Origin of the sequence: Streptomyces sp. NPDC002265, from assembly GCF_040296125.1 — a bacterium.
In the GTDB taxonomy this organism is placed as follows: domain Bacteria; phylum Actinomycetota; class Actinomycetes; order Streptomycetales; family Streptomycetaceae; genus Streptomyces.
In genome coordinates, this window is sequence record NZ_JBEOWS010000157.1 from 1 (window position 1) to 21,090 (window position 21,090).

14 protein-coding genes and 7 pseudogenes are annotated in these 21,090 nt (G+C 68.7%); 13 read left to right on the forward strand and 8 right to left on the reverse strand.

From position 1 onward, the window contains the following. Positions 1-187, forward strand: a pseudogene (locus ABT085_RS25405) (MFS transporter); the annotation flags it as partial. A 539-nt stretch (positions 188-726) separates the two neighbouring features. After that, a pseudogene (locus ABT085_RS25410) lies at positions 727-855 on the forward strand (transposase family protein); the annotation flags it as partial. A gap of 138 nt (positions 856-993) precedes the next feature. Here ABT085_RS25410 and ABT085_RS25415 read toward each other — a convergent pair. Beyond that, positions 994-1,784: pseudogene (locus ABT085_RS25415) on the reverse strand (ATP-binding protein). Positions 1,785-1,920: 136 nt separating this feature from the next. Here ABT085_RS25415 and ABT085_RS25420 point away from each other — a divergent pair. Beyond that, positions 1,921-2,220 carry a hypothetical protein gene (locus tag ABT085_RS25420; RefSeq protein ID WP_351612218.1) on the forward strand — a complete coding sequence of 100 codons (300 nt, stop codon included), beginning with the start codon at positions 1,921-1,923 and terminating at the stop codon, positions 2,218-2,220. Here the strand turns inward: ABT085_RS25420 and ABT085_RS25425 are convergent. Further along, a pseudogene (locus ABT085_RS25425) lies at positions 2,200-3,660 on the reverse strand (IS21/IS408/IS1162 family transposase). The gene ABT085_RS25420 and the pseudogene ABT085_RS25425 overlap by 21 nt on opposite strands. A gap of 494 nt (positions 3,661-4,154) precedes the next feature. On the opposite strand from ABT085_RS25425, the gene ABT085_RS25430 reads away from it, so the two are divergent. Next, positions 4,155-4,949, forward strand: a complete 795-nt coding sequence (locus ABT085_RS25430; RefSeq protein WP_502982804.1) for a 2'-5' RNA ligase family protein — start codon at positions 4,155-4,157, stop codon at positions 4,947-4,949. A gap of 16 nt (positions 4,950-4,965) precedes the next feature. Further along, a pseudogene (locus ABT085_RS25435) lies at positions 4,966-5,175 on the forward strand (ISL3 family transposase); the annotation flags it as partial. A gap of 8 nt (positions 5,176-5,183) precedes the next feature. Here ABT085_RS25435 and ABT085_RS25440 read toward each other — a convergent pair. Then, the gene (locus ABT085_RS25440) at positions 5,184-5,684 is read right to left on the reverse strand and encodes a hypothetical protein (protein WP_351612222.1); all 501 of its coding nucleotides are present in this window, start codon (positions 5,682-5,684) and stop codon (positions 5,184-5,186) included. A gap of 332 nt (positions 5,685-6,016) precedes the next feature. Here ABT085_RS25440 and ABT085_RS25445 point away from each other — a divergent pair, with 332 nt between their 5' ends. Further along, positions 6,017-6,772 (forward strand): hypothetical protein, encoded by a 756-nt coding sequence (locus ABT085_RS25445; RefSeq protein WP_351612225.1) that lies wholly within the window; start codon positions 6,017-6,019, stop codon positions 6,770-6,772. Between the two features lie 82 nt (positions 6,773-6,854). Here ABT085_RS25445 and ABT085_RS25450 read toward each other — a convergent pair whose 3' ends face one another. Together ABT085_RS25450 and ABT085_RS25455 are read right to left on the reverse strand one after the other, a co-directional pair. Further along, on the reverse strand, positions 6,855-7,313 hold the full coding sequence (locus tag ABT085_RS25450; protein ID WP_351612228.1) for a DUF4259 domain-containing protein: 459 nt from the start codon (positions 7,311-7,313) through the stop codon (positions 6,855-6,857). Between the two features lie 354 nt (positions 7,314-7,667). Next, positions 7,668-8,243, reverse strand: a complete 576-nt coding sequence (locus tag ABT085_RS25455) for a helix-turn-helix domain-containing protein (RefSeq protein WP_351612230.1) — start codon at positions 8,241-8,243, stop codon at positions 7,668-7,670. Positions 8,244-8,361: 118 nt separating this feature from the next. Here ABT085_RS25455 and ABT085_RS25460 point away from each other — a divergent pair, with 118 nt between their 5' ends. The 3 genes and pseudogenes from ABT085_RS25460 (at position 8,362) to ABT085_RS25470 (ending at position 10,771) form a co-directional block, all read left to right on the forward strand. After that, on the forward strand, positions 8,362-9,198 hold the full coding sequence (locus ABT085_RS25460; RefSeq protein WP_351612233.1) for an EamA family transporter: 837 nt from the start codon (positions 8,362-8,364) through the stop codon (positions 9,196-9,198). 91 nt (positions 9,199-9,289) lie between these two features. Continuing rightward, positions 9,290-9,770, forward strand: a pseudogene (locus ABT085_RS25465) (hypothetical protein). Positions 9,771-9,871: 101 nt separating this feature from the next. Then, on the forward strand, positions 9,872-10,771 hold the full coding sequence (locus ABT085_RS25470; protein WP_351612236.1) for a dihydrodipicolinate synthase family protein: 900 nt from the start codon (positions 9,872-9,874) through the stop codon (positions 10,769-10,771). Positions 10,772-10,866: 95 nt separating this feature from the next. Here the strand turns inward: ABT085_RS25470 and ABT085_RS46750 are convergent. Then, positions 10,867-11,255: pseudogene (locus ABT085_RS46750) on the reverse strand (hypothetical protein); the annotation flags it as partial. 158 nt (positions 11,256-11,413) lie between these two features. Between ABT085_RS46750 and ABT085_RS25480 the strand changes: the two are divergent. The 3 genes from ABT085_RS25480 to ABT085_RS25490 all read left to right on the forward strand — a co-directional run bounded on the left by ABT085_RS25480 (position 11,414) and on the right by ABT085_RS25490 (position 17,835). Beyond that, positions 11,414-11,863: an SRPBCC family protein gene (locus tag ABT085_RS25480; RefSeq protein ID WP_351612238.1), complete on the forward strand. Its 450-nt coding sequence runs from the start codon at positions 11,414-11,416 to the stop codon at positions 11,861-11,863. Positions 11,864-12,307: 444 nt separating this feature from the next. Beyond that, positions 12,308-14,740 carry an aminopeptidase N gene (gene pepN / locus ABT085_RS25485; protein ID WP_351612240.1) on the forward strand — a complete coding sequence of 811 codons (2,433 nt, stop codon included), beginning with the start codon at positions 12,308-12,310 and terminating at the stop codon, positions 14,738-14,740. A gap of 224 nt (positions 14,741-14,964) precedes the next feature. After that, positions 14,965-17,835 (forward strand): SpoIIE family protein phosphatase, encoded by a 2,871-nt coding sequence (locus tag ABT085_RS25490; protein WP_351612242.1) that lies wholly within the window; start codon positions 14,965-14,967, stop codon positions 17,833-17,835. 50 nt (positions 17,836-17,885) lie between these two features. On the opposite strand, the gene ABT085_RS25495 is transcribed toward ABT085_RS25490, so the two are convergent. Further along, complete coding sequence (locus ABT085_RS25495) at positions 17,886-18,632, reverse strand: SDR family oxidoreductase (RefSeq protein ID WP_351612245.1); 747 nt, start codon at positions 18,630-18,632, stop codon at positions 17,886-17,888. Between the two features lie 651 nt (positions 18,633-19,283). Here ABT085_RS25495 and ABT085_RS25500 point away from each other — a divergent pair. Next, the gene (locus tag ABT085_RS25500) at positions 19,284-20,180 is read left to right on the forward strand and encodes an RNA polymerase sigma-70 factor (RefSeq protein WP_351612247.1); all 897 of its coding nucleotides are present in this window, start codon (positions 19,284-19,286) and stop codon (positions 20,178-20,180) included. Positions 20,181-20,480: 300 nt separating this feature from the next. Here the strand turns inward: ABT085_RS25500 and ABT085_RS25505 are convergent. Next, the coding region (locus ABT085_RS25505) for an RNA-guided endonuclease InsQ/TnpB family protein (RefSeq protein ID WP_351612250.1) at positions 20,481-21,090 on the reverse strand (610 nt) is incomplete at its 5' end.

Below are 21,090 nucleotides of genomic sequence, written 5' to 3' on the forward strand. Positions count from 1 at the left end.
GGGGACGTTCCTGTCCTTCAGGCTGCCGCCCAAGGTCGACTCGGCCAAGGGCGAGGACATCGCGCTGCTGGCCTCGGACGAGGAGCATGTGCGCGCAAGGTGGAAGCCCGGCCTGACGAGGCCGACCGTCAGACGCGTGACTACGCCAAGGACCTCTGGCACGATGGTGTCCCGCCAAGTGGTGTAGCAGCGATCGCCGCGAAAGTGCAGGGTGTGGCCAGATGCGGGCAATTGTCGACCGGACGATCTGACGCTTTGTCAGTCGATGACGTCTATGGCGCGGGACTGCCGGCCTAGGCGCGCCTTTCTCCGAGGCCAGAGCCGCGGGTTCCGCTCCGGCCATCTCCGGCAAGACGGCTCGCCTGATGAGCTGTCAGGTCGCAGAGATGCCGTGCAGGCCGATTGGGCACGTGACCTGCATCTTCGACGTGATCGCCGCTACACCACTTGGCGGGACGCGACCTCTGGCACGCCGCACTCCCGGCCGCTGTCCGAGACGAGATGGGGCGCATCGAACTCAGTCTCGAGGTGCAGTTCCTGGCACTGTGCCGCCAACCGGGATTGAACTGTCGGATCCGGCAGGACATCTTCTACCTCGCCGGGCGTGCCGCGATGGCCCTCGATCTGGGGCACTTGGAAGCGGCAGAGCGAGAGATCCGGCGCATGGACGGGTGGGTTCCACGGAGCCACAGAACAGCCGCTCCGCCTGAAGCGCGACGTCCCTGATCGCTGTCGCTGGAAGACCGGGTGCTGCTGGGCACCGCGTACTGGCGGTCCGGTCTGACACTGCGTCAGCTCGTCTCGCTATTCAGCATCTCGACGTCAACTGCCAACTTCATCAACGATGTACATCCCGCACGAAGACCTGGCTACCACGACGGTTCCTTGAGCCTGTGTCAGGAACAGTAGGAGTTCTCCACTCGCGGACAGTTGATCTCCCCACTGCTGGACGTTGAAAGTCCCCGGTGGACAGTTGATCTCCCCGCTTGTGGGTCAACCGAGCGGGACGACGCCTCGTCCGGTGGTCGCCTCGGCGAGGCGGTGGCTGTCGCCCTGCGTGACGACGACGTGGGCGTGATGCAGGAGCCGGTCGACGGTCGCGGTGGCGAGGGTCTTGGGCCTGATCTCGTCGAATCCAGACGGATGAAGGTTGCTGCCGACGGCCAGACCTCGACGTTCGTAGGCCGCATCGAGCAGACGGTAGAAGCCTTCGGCGGCGTCCAGCGAGACGGGCAGGAGCCCGATGTCGTCAACGATGATCAAATCGGTCCGGGTGATCCGACTGATGGCCTTCGAGACGGAGTCGCCGACGCGGTGACGGCGGATCAGAGCCCCGAGGTCCTCGATGGTGAACCAGGCGACCGTCATCCCGGCGTCGACGGCGGACTGGCCGAGAGCCTCGCTGAAGTGCGACTTCCCGGTCCCGGAGGGGCCGACGACGCAGAGGTTCTCGCGCCGGCCGACCCATTCCAGGGCCCGCAGCGCCGACTGGGTAGGGACCGGAATCGAGGACGCTTCCTCATTCCAGATGTGGAAGGTCTTGCCGGTCGGGAAGGCAGCCCGGATGCGGCGGATGCGGAGGTTGGCCGCGTCGCGGCCGGCGGCCTCCTCGGCAGCAGGGCCCGGACGGTCTCGGCGGGATCCCAGCGCTGGGACTTCGCCGTGGGGATGATTTCCGTCATCGCCCTGCGGATGTGCGGCAGCTTCAACCTTCGGGTCAGTGCGATCGCCTCGTCGAACGCGGCGCCGGACGTTGCGGCGACCGCCGAAGCGGGTGCTTGCATGCGGGGCAGTGTCGCGGCCGGTTGAGCAGGGCTGTCGTGCATGAGTCGGGTGCACTTTCCAGGTCGGGGCCGGTGCGGGATGCCCGCCGGCCGAGGTGATGCTGGTGCTGTCATGGAGGTCGGATAGGTTGCCCGGATGACCGACACGGACCCGCTGGTGCCTATCCTCGCCGGACTCGTCGTCGATGTCGTCTGGTTCCTCGACAGCTGCGAGGACGACGAGGTCGACCCCGACTCCGCGGTGAAGATGATGGAGAACGCCGCCTGGGTGCTGGGGCGGCTGCCGAAGGACCAGCACGACCGGTTCCTGACTGTCCTCGCGGACCTTGCCGAGGCCGAGCAGGACCCGGGGCGGCGGGAATTCTTGGAGGCTTTCCCGTTCTCCTGCGGCCTGGTCGACGAGGAACCCGAGGGCTCAGGTCGAGCCGAAGCCTGACCAGGCGGAGGTGCCCGGCTGCAGGCTGTGGGTCTCGCTGCGGCGGGCCAGCTCGGAGTGGTCGTGCTCGCCCTGGTGGTCCAGGATCGACAGCAGGTCGCCCTCGGCGAACCGTCCGACCGTCGCGGCGGTGCCAAGCGCGCGGTCGACGTCGGCGGTGCCGTAGAGCTTGGCGAGCGCGACCGCGTCGGCCATCTTCGCCCTGATCCGGCGGACACCGGTCGCCGCGGCCTCGACCAGCCAGGCCGCCGCCCCGGGTCCGATCGCCAAGAACTGAGCCTCGGCCGGGTTCGTCGGCTTCGGAGTGCGCTCGCCGCGAGGGGCGGCGGGGTGGTGCTCGTCGGCGATCCGCGGACTGCCCGGCATCGAGCGCGGGTGGCGGGTGACCTCGGCCGCACTGCCTCCGGTCATCGCGGTGACGATCAGCTCGTCGCCGTGGAAGCTGACCCAGACGCGCTCGTCGACGAGCTGGTGCAGGACCGAGTAGCGGACCGACTCGACCAAGATGGTGGAGTCCTTGCCGACCCGGCGGGCCTCGCCGAACGCGGCGGTGAACGGTTACTCGGGCACCGGGCGAAGCCGCAGCCGTTCCTCGGCCAGCAGCTCGGCCGGGATCCGGCGAGTCTCGCGGTGGATCCGGTCGTTCACCTCGGCCATGAAGTCCTCGCAGGCCTCCTGGAGTTCGGCGAAGTCGGCGTACTCGGTTCGCAGGTTGACCGCGGTGGGGACCAGGTCCCGCTTCGCGATTCGGACCGTCGCCTCGGTGCCGCCCTTCGAGGCCGGGTCGGCCAGCAATGCACGACCTGACGACGGTGCCGTAGTAGCGAGCGACGGGCACCAGCTCGGGGTTGCGGACCGCGATCCGGGCCACGTGCTCGACCGTGACGGTCTTCTCGTTGTCGGTCAGGCAGTAGGTCGGGACCCCGCCCAGCGTCCGGAACGTCGCGTCCAGGCAGACGGCCACGGTCGGCAGGGGCTTGTCGAGGACGGGGATGACCACCCGGAAGCGGGACCAGGCGAGCCACGCGCACCACAGGCTGGTGCGTCTGCCGTCAATGTACAGGCCCTCGCCCCAGTCCCACTGCAGCCACATCGCCGGTTCGGGTATCCAGGGCCGGAAGACCCTGCGGTTCCCGGCCCGGTAGGACTCCTTCGCTGCGGCGACGGCCCGGCGGGTGGTGCGGTCGGTGCCGGTGAAGCCCATCGCGGCGATCTTCTTGTGAACAGCGTCGGCGCCGACCTTGCCGTGGGAGCGTTCGACCAGTTCCTCGACCTTCGGCAGGAAGTCGTCGATCAGCTTCGACCGCACCGCACCGCGCGCTCCGTCGGGTCGGCCCCCTGCCCGCGCAGCTGCACGTATCGACGCAAGGTGTGGTGGTCGCAACCCGCCAGCTCGGCCGCCTTCCGGTAACTCCCGGTGAGGTAGTAGGCCTCAAGAATCTCCGTGACCTCCTAATCGCTCTTCACCCCGCCCACTCTGTGTCATGGGCTGGGCCGGTCTGCGGGGAGATCAGCTGTCCGTCACCGGGGAGATTTCATGTCCACCAGCGGGGAGGCCAACTGACCGCCAGCGGGGAGTCTGCCGTGTCCTCTGACAAGCCTGCGCCCCGAGTTGCCAGACGTGAGGTTGTCCTGGATGGGGCACCTCTTCTCCTGGGCCGAGGGTGGAGCCGGCGTACTGCTGGTCGAACAGGGCGTGCCATGAGGCCCTGCGGCTGTGCGAAGGCACCCCGATCAGCTCCGCCTGCCAATGCCCGCGTCACGTGCACGAGCAGGCCGGACCATGGTGTGATCACCAAGCGGTACGCGACTATGGCGACGAGTTCCGGATCTGGAGCTCGCAGCCAGCGGTCCTGGCCAAGGCATCATCCGCGTTGTACGCGTCGTGGGTGTCGTCGTACTCCGGGGCAGTGCGAAGCCGAAGGAGTACGTCGGTGCCCCTGCTCAGCGCCGATCCCGCCGCGTTCCCCGCCGAGCCCCCCGCCGACACGCACGATCCGGCGGTCACCGCGGCCCACGACGGGGCGGCGTTCAGCGCACTCGACGAGATGACAGACCACTGGGCACGCCCTGGCTGGTCAGACGGCAGCAGAGCGTACTACTGGATGCTGACCTTCCCGGATGATCAGCGGCTCGCGACGCTGGCGCGACACTGCCAGCAGGATCTGGAACCTCTCGGCCTCGACCCGGTGCCGACGGACGGGCTGCACATCACCCTCGCCCGCGTGGGCAAGCCGGACGCTGTCATGCCCGGCCAGCTGAACCGCCTGGCGCGCGACGCCGAGGCGCTGCTGACCTCCGCGTTCTCCGTACGGGCTATGCCGCTGGCCGGATCCCGCGGCGCCGTCCGCCTGTCCCTCGGCCCCTGGGAGCCCCTGCTTCGACTGCACCACGCGCTGGCCAAAGCTGGGGCCGGCGTCGGTCTCGCCCCGAAGAAGCCGACGTCCGCCTTCCGACCGCACCTGAGCCTCGCCTACAACAACCGTCGCCGTCGAGAGCTGGCCCCGTCGTGGAGGCGGTTTCAGGACTGCGCACTCTCCCGGCCGTTGAACTCGCCGTGGCCTCCGTCCAGTTGGTGGAGCTCCGCCGTGAGAGGCGGAGGTATGCTGGGATGTACGGAAGAACGTCCCGCTCGGATAGCCCACCGGTGTCCAGGGCGAGAACCACGACCACTTCCTTGTCGATCGCGGTCGGCCGGACCGACCACTCGCAGGCCAACTCCACCATGACCAGCAGTCCGAGACCTGGATCAAGGCGGTCCGTGCCGACGACTTGCCCAGCCTCCAGGCCTTCGTCAACGGCGTCGAAGGCGATCTCGCCGCCGTCATCGCCGGACTCACGCTGTCGTGGAGTTCTGTCGAAGGCCATGTCGACCGGATCAAAAAAATGCTCAAGCGCCAGGTGTACGGCCCGGCCGGCTCCAGGCTCTGGCGGAGACGAGTCCCTGCATCCTGACGGGCTCGTCACAAGCCCTGCTGAAGTCGCTCCGCAGCCTGAGCAGGTGTGTCGTAGTAGCCAGGTCGTGCCAGCAGGACCGAGCTGAAGTAGTAGCCCTGCTCTTCCTCTGGCTCGTCGTCGGCTGCGAACGGGCGCCAGAAGCACAGGAGCAGGTCTGAGGCGACGAAAGACGCTGGGTCGTCGGGGTCTGCCTCGATCGAGGTGTATTCGCCGATGCGTCGCACCAGTTCGCGGGCCGGGATCGCGAACACGTCCAAGTCCCGGAAGACGACTCGGTCCGTCTGAGTCGACGGCCGCCTCCCGAGCTCAACGGCTTCCAGCATGTCTCGCATGCAGTGGATGCTGATCATCAGACCGCTGGGACGGAGGACGTGCTGACCCGGCCGGTCGGACTCCGAGACCGTGGAAAGATCGCGGAGCGAGTCCAGCGCCGCGTTGGCCGATTGTCGAGTCATACCGATCCGCAACGGGCCACCGCCGTTCGGTGGGGCGAGATCGAAGTCCATGCGGGCATGATCCCAAACAGGTCCGGCAACGAGTCACGAGGGACCATCTCGCACCAAGTCCTTACAGCTCATGACTCGTCCATAGAAGTTGGACCAGAACCCGAGTTGTGATACCACCGGGCTCCTTGCCGGGGCATCATCGGGTTGCTCCTGGCGAAGCACACTGTCGAGGTCTACTGCCAACAGGTTCGGCGCACGCCCTCGGAGTAATCACTTGCCGCGAAGGGGCGCCTCGTGCTGACACTGGTCCCATGACCAGGGCTACGAGGGAACCTCTACCGGGAGGCGGTGTCGTCCTGGCCGTACCGGACGGCCTGTCAGGGCCGCCCCTAATGCGCTTTGAGCGAGTCACCAACCGCAAGTGGATCCTCCTGCAGGGTGAACGGCCCCTGATCCAGGCCCGATCGGAGGGCGACGGCTGCTGCCGCGACCTCCATCTGCGCCGCTTTCCCGGTCACCGCTCCCCATTGCCGCCTCTGACCGCTGCGGCGATGCGGACCGGGGCCGACTGGCCGCACCGATACGCGCTGTGGCTGGAAGAGACGGGACTCGGCCCACTCCACTACGGGCGCTGGCTGCTGGCTCCGCACTCCACTTTCGCTCCGGGTATCTGGGATTGCGACCTCGTTCAGGACTGGCCGGACGCCACCCTCGAACTGCTCTGCGGAGGTGGCTGGCACGGTGTCTTGCCGCTGCGTCCGCTGCCGGCACCGGACGCCTCGCGCGTGAAGGCGTACCGCAAGCACGCCCGGGAGGGCACCCTCGCCCCGGTCCTGCTGTGGTGGGTGTCCTTTCTGGACGGTTGGTTGCTCCTCGACGGCCATGACCGGGCTGCTGCCGCTCTGGCTGAGGGCAGGCAACCGGCCTGCGTGGAGCTGGTCCGCGTACCGGACGACGCCGACTGGCGGGCGACCGCCGAGAAGATCACCGAGGCACACGAGGAACGAGTGGCGCGACTGGCCGAGCGCCACACGAGCCCACACACGGAACGTGAACGGCAGGTGCTGGACCAGGCCTACGCCGACGTGATTTCCAACCTGGCGTACGACGCGAAGGCCACTCCCGTGTTTGAACGCCCCCGCGACTGACCACGTCGTGCTGTGTCTTTTGCTGCGCACCGAATGGCGGCTGTCCGACACCATGCGACGACGTCATTTCTTGGACTCCGGCTCAGATTTTGCGGCGGGCGACGCTCTGCCCTTGCTCGACATCGAACAGCAGGATGCACGGTGGCGGCGGGGCAAGGACTGTCCGAAGGCGGGTGAGGTTGGCTCGCCACTGCTTCCAGTCTGCCGGGTCGACCCAGGTCGAGGCCGGCCCGGCCTCCTCACTGATGACACGGGCAAGGGCCTCGTCCGCGAGCATCCGAAGGTCCTCAGGAAAGGCGGGCATGGGTTCCTTGGGACCGTAGGGTGTGTCGATCGGGTAGCCGCCCGGGCATTGCGCCGCGATCAGTGCAGCTGCGGCCACCGCTTCCTCTCCTTCGGTGAGCCAGCCGGTCGCGTCGACGGTGCGCGTGAGGACGCCACGGATCAGCGCCTCGCGCTCCTCGGGCTCGGCGTCATCGAGAGCGTTGGCGAAGTCCGCGGCAGTGTCGTTGTCGAAGGGACCGGTGTCCCAGGTGCCCATGACGATCTCCTCGCATAGCTGCGCCAGGATCCTCACATCAGCCACTGACATTGAGATCGCTGAGCAAGCAGTATTCGAAGCTGGGCAGGTCGTCCTGCCGGACGGCGTCGAGTCAGTCCGGGACACGCGAGGGCAAGTACGTCGACATCACACCCGAGACGTGAGCCAGATCCCGTTCTCCTGAACAAAGCCACCGACGTTGCTCACGCGCTGCCCGAGCGCACCCGGGCAGCGAGTAGGCCGATTCGAGCGGCGGGTGCCTCCCCGGCACGGCCCCCAACGCCGAGAGTGCCGGCAGGGCGGTCCGCGTTGGGCTGCCCTGCGTGCTTGGACGAGGGCCGTCTCGGGAGGGGGTCACCCGGGGCCGGGTGGCAGATGGACGGTCATGATCAGGTGGCAGGTGTCGGTGCCCGACCCGCGGTAGGTGTGGGAGGTGTCGCCGTCGAACGTTGCTGTCTGGCCGGCCTCGACCGGGTACTCGACGCCGTCGACCACGAGCACCATCTGCCCGGCGGTGACACTGATGGTTTCCGTGACGCCGGCCTGGTGCGGGTGACTGGGGTATTCCTCGCCGGGCTCCAGCGTCCAGCGCCAGACCTCGGTGGCCGCCGGGCCGCCGGTCGTCAGCATCAGCCGCGCCTCGCTGCCGTGCTCCCCCTTCCACAAGGGAATGACGGCGTCGGCACTCACCACCCGGGCTCGTTCCTCGCGACGCCCCTCCATCAGGGCGGAGACGGAGATGCCGAGGGTGTCGGCGAGGCGGACCAGGGTGGCGAAGTTCGGGTTGCCCTGGGCTTTCTCCAGTCCGACCAGGGCGCCCTTGCTGACCTTGGCGCGCCGGCCGAGTTCGTCCAGGGTCAGCCCGGCCCGGGTGCGAGCCGCTCTGACGTTGTGCGCGAGCGTCCGCAGCGCCGCCTCGGTCTCGGCCATCGCTTCGTCCTCCCAGCAGGGTGAGTCATTGCACTGAACCATCCGGTCGCTCGGTTGACTTCCATCGGTCGGTGCGTTGTACGGTGTAGTCGTTCCATTGATAGTAAGGGATGTACCCGTGATCGCTCTGCTGCTGGCCCTGGGCAGCTCTATGGCCTACGGATGCGCCGACTTCCTCGGCGGTCTCGGCGCCCGGAAGGCCCACGTCCTGCGCACCGTGGTGGTCGCAGCCCCGGCCTCGCTCGCCGTCGAGTTGCTGCTGTGGCCCGTCCTCGGCGCCTCGTTCACCCCCGCGACCCTCGTCTGGGGCGCGGCGTCCGGCGTGGCGTCGGCTGCCGCGTTCGCCCTGCTCTACCGCACGCTGGCGATCGGTCCGATGAACGTCCTGTCCCCGGTCACGGCACTGGTCTCGGCGATGCTCCCGGTGGCCGTGGGGCTGGTGCAGGGCGAGCGCCTGGGACCGGCCGGACTGATCGGCCTGCCACTGGCGGTGGCGGCGGTGGTGCTGGTCAGCGCCGGACACGGTGCCGGCAGCGCACGCCCGTCACGTACCGCGTTGCTGTTGGCGTTCGGCGCCGGGGCTGCGATCGCCCTGCAGTTGGTCTTCCTGCACCAGGCGCCCGCGGACAGCGGCGTCGGCCCGCTGATCACCGGACGGGCCGTGTCCTCCGCGGTCACGCTGGCCGCGGCCGGACTGATGTACCGGCGGCTCGGTTCACAGAAGCCCGCATACGCCGTGTCGGCTACGGCCGGTGTGCTGGACTCGGTGGCCAATCTGCTGTTCCTGCTCGCCGCCCGCAGCGGCGATCTGGCTGTCGTCGCCGTGATCACCGCTCTGTACCCGGCCGGCACCGTCCTGCTCGCCCGCAGCGTCCTCTCCGAGCGCATCCACCGCAGCCAGCTGATCGGCATGGGCACCGCCGCCGTCGCGGTCAGCCTCCTCGCCCTCACCTGACGGTCAGGATCGGCCACGGCATCGCCCGAAGGTCCGACTCTTCACCTGACTGACCTGCCCATCCAGCCGCCTTGCCCGAACGGACCGTCCGATGACCACCTTCCGCATCAGCCCCGCCGTCGCCGCCGCCTTCCCCGACACCCTCATCGCCGTCGTCACCGCCACCGGGCTGCGCGGCGGCGAGCCCTGGCCCACGACCATCGCCGCTCTGGAGGACCTGGAGGCTCAGACAGCCGACGGCATCTGGCAGCCGGCCAACGAGAGCGACCCGCGCATCGAGGCGTGGCATGCCGCCCCGCGCGCCCCGCGCCGCCGCCGCCCGGCGCACGCGCCCGCCACCGCGCCGCACCACCGACGTGCTCACCCGGCACTGGAACCACCGCGACGCCCACCGCAGCCGCGTCACCGAAGACTCCATCCGCGTCTCCTTCGTCCTGGAAACCGTCGCCGCCACCCGCGACGGGGACCTCCTCAAGGTCGCCGCGGAGGAACTGCACGGCCTCCTCGTTCCGCACACCCGACAGAGCACCGTCCACTACCTCAGCCCGGCGCACCCCGACGCCACCGTCTGACCGCCGCCCCCGGTTCGCCCGCCCGGCGGCACCGGGTTCACGATGGCAGGGCCGCAGCCCGCCGCCGACGAAGAACCACCCGCACCCCTTGGAGGTTCGTCTTGTTCACCGGTCTGAGCGCCTTCCCGCTCACCCCCGTCCCCGGCAACGGCAACGTCGACGAGAAGGCGTTCGCCGCGCTGGTCGACCGGCTCGCCGCCGCCGGTGTCGACTCGATCGGGGCGCTGGGCTCCACCGGTTCCTACGCCTACCTGACCCGCGAGGAGCGCGCCCGCGTCGCCCGCATCGCGGTCGAGCACGGCGCCGGGGTGCCGGTCATCGTCGGTATCGGGGCGCTGCGCACCCGCCAGGTGCTCGAGGCCGCCGAGGACGCACAGAACGCCGGGGCCGCCGGTGTGCTGCTGGCGCCGGTGTCCTACCAGCCGCTGACCGACGACGACGTCTTCGGTCTGTTCGAGGAGGTCACCGCGAACCTGTCGATCCCTCTGGTGATCTACGACAACCCCCGCACCACGCACTTCACCTTCACCGATGAGCTGTACGCCCGGCTGGCCCGGCTGCCGCAGGTGGCGTCGGTCAAGATTCCCGCCCTCCCCACCGACCCCGAGCAGGCCCGGGCCCGTGTCGAGCAGCTGCGCCGGCTCCTGCCCGACACGGTGACGGTGGGCATCAGCGGAGACGCGGCAGCGGCCAGGGGTCTGAATGCCGGAGGCGACACCTGGTACTCGGTCATCGGCGGCACCTTCCCCGAGCCGGCACTCGCCCTCACCCGCGCAGCACAGACCGGCCGGCCCGAGCAAGCCCTGGAGGAGTCCTGGCGGCTCCAGCCTCTGTGGGACCTCTTCACCCAGTACGGAGGATCCCTCCGGGTCGTCGCGGCGGCCGCCGCCCACCTGGGCCTGACCGCCCACCACAACCTTCCCCTGCCGCTGCGCGGGCTCGACACCGAGGAGCGCGCCCACGTCGCCACGGTGATCGAGCAACTCCAGCTCCACACCTGACACATCGCCGCCCCTCCCCACCCCGAGGAGGGGCGGCAGCACTCCAACCACCCCTATGACGGCATCCGTCCGACAGCGTGCGGTCGTACGCCCGATCACCGACCACCCTGCTGACGAATCCTGGGCAGGCTTGTTGTCACTGGGAGGCCGCGGCCCGTTGTCGATGGCTGTGGCCAGCTGCTCGGCGTGAGATCCGCGGGCGTGGCGTACAGCGACCACGGCATGGTCGTCTTCCTCGCGAAGGCCTGCGTCAACGACGTGCATACAGAATCTCTCGCTGAGTTCACCGCAGGCTCCCGGCCTGCGGCGATCGGTGAGACTCCGTGCATGTGTGCGCACGCACCTCTTACAGGTCGAACCGGATGAGAACCTCAACCGCGCCGCCGTCGGCGCTGCCCGGCCAGTGAGGCAGGGACGTGTCGAACTCGGCTGCCTCATCGGGCGGCAATGTCAGGTCGCGCTCGCCGATCACGAGCCGCAGCCGTGACCTTCCCCTCGTAGGGTAGAGACCGTGCCTGCAAGGGAAGTTGAGGGTGGCTCCCGCCCTCCCAGATCAACGTGTGCCCGGCCGATCGCTACCGCGTCCGCCGGGTCCTTTTGGCCGGGGACGCAGCCCGCATCCACTGACAGGAGCCCTCTACCATGCACACATACGACGTCACGGTGACCACCAGCGCCTCGCCGGACATCGTCTGGAAGCTGCTGGTCGACGCCGAGAGTTGGCCGCTGTGGTCCAAGGTGGACAGTCTGGACACGACACGGTCGGTCGACCTCGACCCCGGCGGCGACGACGGCGTCGGTGCCGTCCGGGCTTTCCGCACGGGACGCACCGTGACCGGGGAGCGGCTGACCGAGAAGGTCGAGCGACGCCTCTTGGGCTACGAAGACGCGTTCAACTCGTCGATGCACAACTATCACGCGCGCATCGAGCTGAAGCCGACAGCGGGCTCAGGCACGGTCATCCACTGGTACGGCGAGTACGAGACGAGCTGGCTGTTGCGCTGGGTCATGCCGCGCTACCTCCAGAAGTTCATGCAGGGCATGGCGGAAGGGCTGGCCCGCTACGCCGAGGAGTGCAGGCCGGCTCCGTGATGCCTACGCCGCAGCGCGCGTTCAGCCAGGGCCCGCCCGAGCATCGCGGCGGATCACCCGGGAGTCTCGTACACAGCCTGGACCGGGTCGGGCACCTCGGTGCGCACACCGGATCGACCCCGACTCGATCGGCGGCGAACCGATCACCTCCCTTGTGACAAGCCGGGTGCCTCGTTCGTGGCAGCCAGGCTGCTTCGGCCACCGCAGTTGGAACCCGAACCGTGGCGCAGGGGACCGGGACGAAGCCGCTGATCAGCTTGACCCCAGCAGCGGCTAGGGTTCGAGGAGACCCTCGTGGAGCCAACTGTCAGCTCGGTCAGTAGTGACGGAGGGCCAGGCCTGTCCGTCGTCAGGCGATGCGGTGGAGACGCCCGATTCACGCGGGTTTCTCGCTTCAGGGCGGGTTGCTCGTGGTGAATGAACGAATCTTCGGAAGGGACAGCGATGAGCGGCAGGAGTCTCACTCAAACCGAGGCTGAGACGCGGGCGAGCATGCTCACCGTCGAGCGGTATGACGTTGCCGTCGACCTTTCGGATCTGACGACCGGCTCGCGGGTCCGGTGCGAATCGACGATCACCTTTACGTGTCACCGGCCCGGCGCCGAGACCTTTGTCGATTGCGCGGTGACGGTCGAGAGCGCCACGCTCAACGGGGTCGTGCTGCGTCCGGCTGTTGAGGGCCGGATCGCACTGACCGATCTTGCCGAGCGCAACGTCCTCACGGTGATCTCGGTGACGGAGTGCTCGGCAGATGGCCGGGGCGTGCACAAGGCGGTCGATCCCGCCGACGGTGAGACGTATGTCTACACCGACTTCGCTCCCGACTACGCCCGGTACGTATTGGCCTGCTTCGATCAGCCGGACCTCAAGGCGCCGTGGGCGTTCACCGTGACCGCTCCCGCCGGCTGGCGGGTGTTGAGCAACAGCGGTGACCCGCAGATCGAGGACCTCGGCTCCGTGCGACGCTGGAGCTTCCCGCCGACGCCGCCGCTGGCGGCGTACAACACCGTGATCAACGCGGGCCCGTACTACGAATTGCGTCGTCACGGAGCTGGTCATGATCTCGGGCTCTTCGCCCGCCAGTCGCTGTCTTCGATCCTGGACCGGGACGCCGACGAGCTGTTCACCCTGACCACCCAGGGGCTCGAGTTCTTCGCCGCCAAGTTCGGCATGCCGTTTCCGCAGCACAAGTACGACCAGGTCTTCACGCCCGAGTTCCCCGGCGCGATGGAGAACTTCGGCTGCGTCACCTGGATGGACTGGTTCCTGCGCAGGAGCACGCCGACCAGAGCGGAGTGGGACCTGTTCTCGCGCTACCTGTTGCACGAGCTCGCGCACATGTGGTTCGGCAACATCGTCACGATGCGCTGGTGGGACGACCTTTGGCTGAACGAGGCGTTCGCGGAGTTCGCGAGCAACTGGGCCGCGGTGAGCGCGACGTCGTACACCGATGCCTGGACGGCACATCTGGCCGGCGAGAAGCTCAAAGCTTATTTCATGGACCAGGGACCGACGACTCACCCGATCCGCCAGCAGGTCCGCGACGTCGCGGAGGCTGCGGCGACCTTCGACGCCATCACCTACCCCAAGGGCGCGTCCGTGCTGCAGCAGTTGATGACGTACGTCGGCGAGGCAGCGTTCTCCGCGGGTCTGACCAGCTACTTCGCCGCCCATGCCTGGGGCAGTACCACGCTGGAGGACCTGATCGATGCGGTCGCCGACGCCGGCGGACGTGACCTGGACCAGTGGCGCGCGGGATGGCTGGAGACAGCGGGCACCGACCGGCTGACTCTTGACCACGACGAGGACGGGTTCGCCCTGGTCGCCCAGGGTCCGGGTGGCCCACCGCGCCGGCATGTGCTGGCCGTCGGCGCCTACGAGCGTTCAGGAGACCGCCTTGAGCGGATGGCACTCGCCGAAGTCGAGGTGGCGGGCGAACGGACTCGGCTCGACCTGCCGGCAGGAGCCGACCTGTATCTGGTCAACGATGAAGACCTGACCTTCGCCTCGACGAGGCCTGACGCCACGACCAGGGACGCGTTCTTCGGTAACGCCGCCCGCCTGCCCACTGCGACCGCGCGGGGTGTCGCCGTCACCACGGCCTGGGACATGCTGATCAACGGCGAAGCGAGCGCCGCCGAAGCCGTGCAGTGCCTGACCCGAGTGCTTGCTGTCGAGACGTCCGCCTCGGTGATCGAGCCCTATCTCAACCTGGCTGTCGAGGCCGCGGATCTGTGGAGCCCGCAGTCGGAGCGGGACGAATTGCTGCGAGAAGTGGCTGCGGCGTGCCGCACCCTCTCCGGCGTCGGCGCCTACCGGAAAGCGGCGCTGCGCGGCTTCGCCCGCACCGCGGCCGAACCGGAGGATGTCGCGTGGCTCCAGACCGAGGCCGGGGAGGACATCGATCTCCAGTGGCGAGCCCTGGTTCGCAAGGCTCAGCTCGGAAGCCCGACCGCAGCCGAAGCACAGGCTCTGCTCGAGCGCGACCCGGACCCCGAAGCGTGGGTCAGCAGGCTCCAGGTCCGCGCTGCGACCCCGGACGCGGCAGAGAAGAAGGCGGTGTGGCAGACGCTGGTGACGGACCGCGCGGTGCCTATCGCTTCGGTCCACTCAGTTGCGACGCCGTTCTGGAGCGCGGGCCAGAACGACTTGCTGAGGCCGTATACGGAGGCCTACCTCGATCTCGTGCCAAAGATGCATCACAGCGGAACCATGCCGGCGACGACCTACACCAAATGGCTCTTCCCGCTGTTCGGTATCGACCTGGCCTTCGTGGGACGGGCGGAAGACCTGGCGGCACAGGCTGTCCCGGTCGTCCGCACGAACCTCCTGGACCGGGCCGACCGGATGCGCCGCATGCTGCGCTCGCGCGAGTGAAGGCTTGCCGGCCCCGGCCGGGCCGGCGTCGCCGGGCAAGACATCGAACGCGTGTCCATGGCGGGCGCCGATCTGCATCAGGGCCGACCACCGGTCGCGGCTGATCCACCGCATCCACACCCGCTTCCGCGCCCGCTTCTGCCGATGCACCTCATGCCAGGTAAGGGACACCAGCGGGCAGAACCATCGGTGTCAAGTGCGACATTTACTCTTATATTGTCCTTGTGATCAAGCGGCTGGATCTACTCGACACCGCTGCCGACGACATCACGGAGAGCGAGGTCCTTCGGCTCGCCCTTGAACACTCCGTCGCGGAGCTGGGCTGCGCCGGGGGAACCGTCTACCTGCGAGGCCCCATGTCGGCTCTGCGCCTGGTGGCGTCCGCCGGGCTGCCGTCGTCCCTCATGCGGACCTGGGAGATCGTCGACCAGGACGGGCCCACCGCGACGGCCCGCGCCGTACGCTCGGGCGAGCACGTGTGGATTGCCCCCCTCCTCGGCGACCCGGCCGAACCCACCGCGCCACTTCATTCACGGCTCGGCTTCATCTCCGTACCCCTGATCACGGAGCACCGGGCCATCGGGGCGATCACCTGCCTCACCGGCGGCAAGGAGGAGCCGACCCCCGCGCAGTGGACGTTTCTCACCCAGGTGGCCGAGTGGGCCGCGGACCGTCTGCAAAGAATCCCGGCGCCCGCGCGCCTGAGCACCGACCTCGAAGCCACTCCGGTCGGCTCCTGGGAGTGGGACGTACGCACCGGTGAGCTGCTGTGGGACGAGGTCGCCATGAAGGTCTACCAGACCGATCCGGCGGCCTTCGTGCCCGCCGTCGAGAGCTGGATGCGGGTGGTGCACCCCGACGACCTGGCGAGCACCCTGGCAGCCGCCGAACGCACCATCCGCACGCACGCTCCGTTCGAAGCCGAATACCGGGTCCGGGACAGCAGCGGGCACTACACGTGGACGCGGGCATCCGGTCACGTCGTCCTCGACGACCAGGGCCAGGTCACGCGCATCATCGGCAAGGGGTGGGCGAGCGAAGGCGCACGCTCCACCCGGGACGCGCTGAGCCGTGCGTTGCAGCACATGAGTGACGCCTTCCTGTCCGTGGACGACGACTGGCGCATCACGTTCGCCAACCTGGAGGCGGAACAGATTCTCGGTTCGCAGGGCGAACAGCTCTTCGGACGCCAGCTGTGGGACCTGCCCGCGCTGCGCCGGATGCCCGACCTGGAGAGGCGGTGCCGCAGCGGCGCCGAGCAGTCCGTCGCCCTCGGCTTCGACGTCACGATGGCCGACACCGGCCGCTGCTACCACCTGCGGCTCGTTCCCGTACCCAGCGGGCTCACCCTGTATTTCACGGACGTCACCGACCCGCGCCGCCGCGAGGCCGAAGAAGCGGCGGCCGTCCAGTCCGCGGCCGAGCGGGCGAGCCGGACGGCGGAACTGACCACGCAGCTCGCGGCGGCAACCACCTCGCAGGACGTGGTGACCGCCGTCGCCCAGCGGGTCCTGCCACCGTTCGACGCCCAAGGGCTGCTCGTGCTGGTCACCGAGGACCAGAGGCTGGTGCACATCGGGTCCGTCGGCTATCCGAGCACCTTTCTGCGTCACATGGGCGGATCGAACGGCATGGACCTGTCCGACACCGATCCCGCCGGACAGGCGATCCTGACGGGCGAGCCACGCTTCTACTCGTCCCAGGACGAATGGCTCTCAGCCTTCCCCGACGGGGTCACCCGGCCGCCGACCGACAAGAAGGCATGGGCCTTCCTCCCGTTGACGGTCTCCGACCGCACCTTCGGCGTGTGTGTCATCTCCTTCGACACCCCGCGGCATCTCACGTCCGAGGAACGCACGCTCCTCATCACCATCAGCGCGCTCGTGGCGCACGCCCTGGAAAGAGCCCGGCTCTACGACGCCGAGCTCACCCGCTCCCAGGAGCTCCAGCGGGCGCTGCTGCCCCTGCGGCTGCCCACCGTGCCCGAGGTCACCGCGGCGGCGAGGTACCTGCCGGCCGGGGACACGAGCGACGTGGGCGGCGACTGGTACGACCTGATCCCGTTGTCCGCCGGCCAGGTCGCCCTGGTCGTCGGTGACGTGATGGGCCATGGTCTGCCCCAGGCCGCGACCATGGGACGCCTGCGCACCGCGCTGCACACGCTGGCCGCCCTGGAACTGCCGCCCGACGAGATCATGGGCCACCTCAACGACATCGTCGGCGCTCTCGGCGATCAGTCGTACGCGACGTGCCTGTACGCGCTCTACGACTCCACCGACGGGTCGTGCGTCATGGTACGGGCGGGCCATCCACCGCCCCTCGTCGTCCGGCCCGACGGCGGCGCCTACTTCCCCGAGGTCGCCGCCAACCCTCCCCTGGGCGCCGCGCTGCCTCCGTTCGAGACGACGAAACTACGGCTGCCGGCGGACAGCCTGCTGATCCTCTACACCGACGGCCTCGTGGAATCACCGAAGCGCGAGATCGACCAGGGCATGGCCCAGCTCGCCGATCTGCTCCCCCGTACCGGCTGCTGCCCGGATCCGGAGGATCTGTGCGACAGGGTCACCGCTGACCTGCTGCCCGGTGGACAGCCCACCACCGACGACGCCGCCCTGCTGATCGCGCGTCTGCACCCCATGGCCGACCGGCAGATGGCCTCCTGGGATCTGCCGGAGGGACCGCAGGCCGCGGGCGAGGCCCGCCGTCACGTACGGGAGCAGCTCACTCAATGGCATCTGGACGATCTGGTCATGACGACGGAACTGCTGGCCAGCGAGCTCGTCGGGAACGTCGTCCGGCATGCCAGGGGGCCCATCGGGCTGCGGCTCCTGCGCAGCGGGACCCTCATCTGCGAAGTGTCCGACGCGAGCTTGACCATGCCCCGCATCCGGCGCGCCTCGGCGATGGACGAGGGGGGCCGGGGCCTCCAGCTCATCAGCGCCCTCTGCGAACGCTGGGGCAGCCGCTACACCACTCATGGAAAGGCCATCTGGACCGAACAGACCCTCCCCAGTTCGAAGGACGGACACACCGCGACCGGCATGCCGCCATTCGATTTCGGGACCGCGGTTCAGGACGTCCCGAACCGGTCGTAGCGTATGCCGGATGGCCCCTGTCCCTCCGGGGCAGGGGCCATCCGGGAACGTCACTTCTGCTGGGCGAACCAGTCGGCGAACCGGGTCCCGGCGAGCTGCGCGTCGGCGCCGGGCACGAGCGAGGTCTCCTGCAGCTCGGATCCGAAGTACGGGGCGTGCGGGTCGGCGACCACCGTGCGGGGGTCGTTCTGGGCAGTGAGCACGTCGCGGACCAGCTCGTCGAACCGGAACGTGTCGGGGCCGGCGATCTCCACCGTCCCGTCGAGGGGGGCGCCGGCCGCGGTGCGGGCGACGGCGGTGGCCACGTCGTCGGAGTGGATGGGCTGGAACTTGACGGGAGCGATGCGCACCGTGTCACCCTCGGTCGCCGAGTCCGCGATGCCGTTCATGAACTCGAAGAACTGCGTGGCGTGCACGATGGAGTACGGGAGGCCCGACGCCTTGATGAGCTCCTCCTGGGCCAGCTTGGCGCGGAAGTAGCCGTTGTCCGGGAGCCGGTCGGTACCGACGATGGAGAGCGCGACGTAGTGGGTGACACCGGCTTCCGCGGCCGCCTGGAGGAGGTTGGCGGTGGAGGTGCGGAAGAAGTGCATCACTGCTTCGTCCTCGTAAGAGGGCGAGTTGGAGACGTCGATCACGACCTGCGCGCCCTTGAGCACCTCGGCCAGGCCCTCTCCCGTCAGTGTGTTGACGCCCGTGCTGGGCGCGGCCGGGACGGCTTCGTGCCCGTGGTCGTTGAGCTTGCGGACGACCTTCGAGCCGATGAGCCCGGTTCCGCCGACGACTACGGCCTTCATGGGGGGATCCTTTCGGGAGGTTCTCTGTGTACCAGCAAAGACCGCGCAGTGACGGCTTTTGTGACAGGGGCGCGCGGCGCGCGGACTCGGGGTGTCACTCAACGAGCTTGCCCTCGGTCAAACGGCTCAGTGAGGAACGGGCGCAGTCCAAGGGCGCGCCGACGTCGACCGGAAGCGGCTGCTCAGCCGCGTCCGGCCCAGAGGTGATCAGCGACCGGATCGGCTCGACCACGTGCCCCACACAACAACGCGTCGAGGGACGTGTGCGGGCCACCCCTGACATGACCGACCGAGTACAACCACCGTGGGCGAACATGCACCACGCCACGTCCTGGATCTCGTGCGCGGTCGCCGGTACCGCTGCGAGCGCGGTCGTCGGCACCTGCACACAAGCGGTGTGTCCCCGGCCCTGGCTGTTCGGCAATCGTGCAAATCTGAGACAGAACGATCTACGGAGGTGCGGCGCCGTATCGGACACAAGGACACGGGCCGGCCGAGGCCACCAGCAGATCCCGCCCGGCACGGGGCAGCCAGCGTCCACGGCCACGGCCTGACCGCCCCGGAAGGCGCCCGCAACGCCGGTCGGCACGATCGCCGAGGCGTCGTCGGCTTTCGGTAGCGGACTCATTGAGCAGCAAGGATGGGCAAGGAATGCCGTCGAAGAACGATCCAGCGGATGATTCCCGAAGCCTTCAGGAGGCCGAGGAGGCGTTCCGTGATGCCCGTGGCAGCATGTTCGGCATCGCCTATCGAATGCTTGGCAGTGCCAGCGACGCGGAGGACATCCTTCAGGAAGCCTGGATCCGCTGGCAGACCTATGACCGGTCGAAGGTGAAAAACCCGCAGGCCTTTCTCACCACGACCGTGACCAGACTCGCGATCAACGTACTGCAGTCGGCCAGGGTCCGCCGTGAAACGTATGTCGGACCCTGGCTGCCGGAGCCGGTCGACACCCGCAGCGACCCCGTGCTGGGGGCCGTCAACAGGGAGGCACTGGAAGTTGCGGTGCTCATGCTGTTGGAAAAGCTCACCCCCACGGAACGTGCGGCGTATGTGCTGCGGGAAGCGTTCGACTACCCGTACCAGCAGATCGCGGAGATCATCGACCAGACGCCGGCCAACACACGGCAACTCGTGAGCCGGGCGCGCAAGCACCTCGCTGCGGACAAGCGCTCGAGTGTCGAGTCGGACGAGCATCAGCGCTTCCTCACGGCGTTCGTCGCCGCCGCGCAGGCGGGGAACGTGGCCGCGCTCGAGGAGTTGTTCGCGGCGGATGTCGTTTCGTACGCCGACGGTGGCGGAGTCGTCCGGGCGTCGAAGTTCCCCGTCGTGGGCCGACACCGCGTGGCGGCTTACTGCCACGCCTTCGCCGACCGGTTCTGGGCCGATGCCGCGGTGCACCCGATCGAGATCAACGGCCAGGCCGGAGTGGTTCTCTCCCGCGACGGGGTCGTGTTCGCCGCCATCTCGGTACGTGTCGCCCAGGACGGCATCGACCGGCTGCTGTGGATGATGAACCCGACAAAGCTGGCTGCGGTGCCCGCCTGAGCTCCGGTTTTGCGATGCCGGGCCCGTCACCCTTCTCGCTCACTACCTCTGACCGCCTGCTCCGGGACCATCCGTCCCGGTATCAGGCTGTCCAGGTCGCAGGGGGAACTCCGGGGAACTCCACACCGCAGGCACAGCAGGTTGCTCATCGCAACCGCCGCCACTACACCGGCACCGGTCTTCGAGACGCACCTGCGCACCGGTCCCGGTGCAGGTGGGGCGAAGACATGGGGACACCGTTGCTGAGTCCGTAGTCAGGTCTCAGCATCCCGGGCATTTCGGCCCGGAAGGTCCATCTCTTCACCAAAGCGTGAGGGCTTCGGCTTGAGTGCGGTCTCTCGTTTCCTCCTGCTGCTGGTGCGGCAGGGTTGCGCCACCTGCCCGCCCCGCCTCCGCCTTACGGCGGGGGCGCGTGGCGCGGGTCTTCTGGTCGGCTCCGCGAGGCTTCGACGCCGCCGGGGCGGTGTCCTGGTCTCCGGCCACTCCGGTACCAGTTACTGCGGCTGCCGCGAGTGCGGCGAGGTTGCGTGCGGCGTTGGTGTCCCGGTCGATGACCAGGTGGCAGGCATCGCACTGGTAGGTCCGCACGTGCAGCGGCAGCTTGGCTTTCACCGCGCCGCACCCGGAGCAGGTCTTGGAGGAGGGGTACCAGCGATCGGCCGCGATGAGCCTGGTGCCGTGGCGCTGGCGACTCTTGTAGGCGAGCTGGCGGCGGATCTCGCCGAATCCGGCGTCGGCGATCCGGCGGGCCAGGCGACGGTTCTTGAGCATGCCGGCGACGTTGAGGTCTTCGACGACGACGGTGCCGTACTCGGCGGCCACCCTGGTGGTGAGCTTGTGCAGGGTGTCCTCGCGGAGGTTCGCCACCCGGTGATGCACGCGGTTACGGGCCGTGTTGGCCTTCTCCCAC

Coding starts and splice junctions, on each gene's coding strand:
- ABT085_RS25420 (WP_351612218.1), top strand. CDS start 1,921: ATGACCGACACGGACCCGCTGGTGCCTATCCTCGCCGGACTCGTCGTC.
- pepN (WP_351612240.1), top strand. CDS start 12,308: ATGAGCGGCAGGAGTCTCACTCAAACCGAGGCTGAGACGCGGGCGAGC.
- ABT085_RS25500 (WP_351612247.1), top strand. CDS start 19,284: ATGCCGTCGAAGAACGATCCAGCGGATGATTCCCGAAGCCTTCAGGAG.
- ABT085_RS25455 (WP_351612230.1), bottom strand. CDS start 8,243: ATGGCCGAGACCGAGGCGGCGCTGCGGACGCTCGCGCACAACGTCAGA.
- ABT085_RS25495 (WP_351612245.1), bottom strand. CDS start 18,632: ATGAAGGCCGTAGTCGTCGGCGGAACCGGGCTCATCGGCTCGAAGGTC.
- ABT085_RS25450 (WP_351612228.1), bottom strand. CDS start 7,313: ATGGGCACCTGGGACACCGGTCCCTTCGACAACGACACTGCCGCGGAC.
- ABT085_RS25445 (WP_351612225.1), top strand. CDS start 6,017: ATGCGCTTTGAGCGAGTCACCAACCGCAAGTGGATCCTCCTGCAGGGT.
- ABT085_RS25480 (WP_351612238.1), top strand. CDS start 11,414: ATGCACACATACGACGTCACGGTGACCACCAGCGCCTCGCCGGACATC.
- ABT085_RS25440 (WP_351612222.1), bottom strand. CDS start 5,684: ATGGACTTCGATCTCGCCCCACCGAACGGCGGTGGCCCGTTGCGGATC.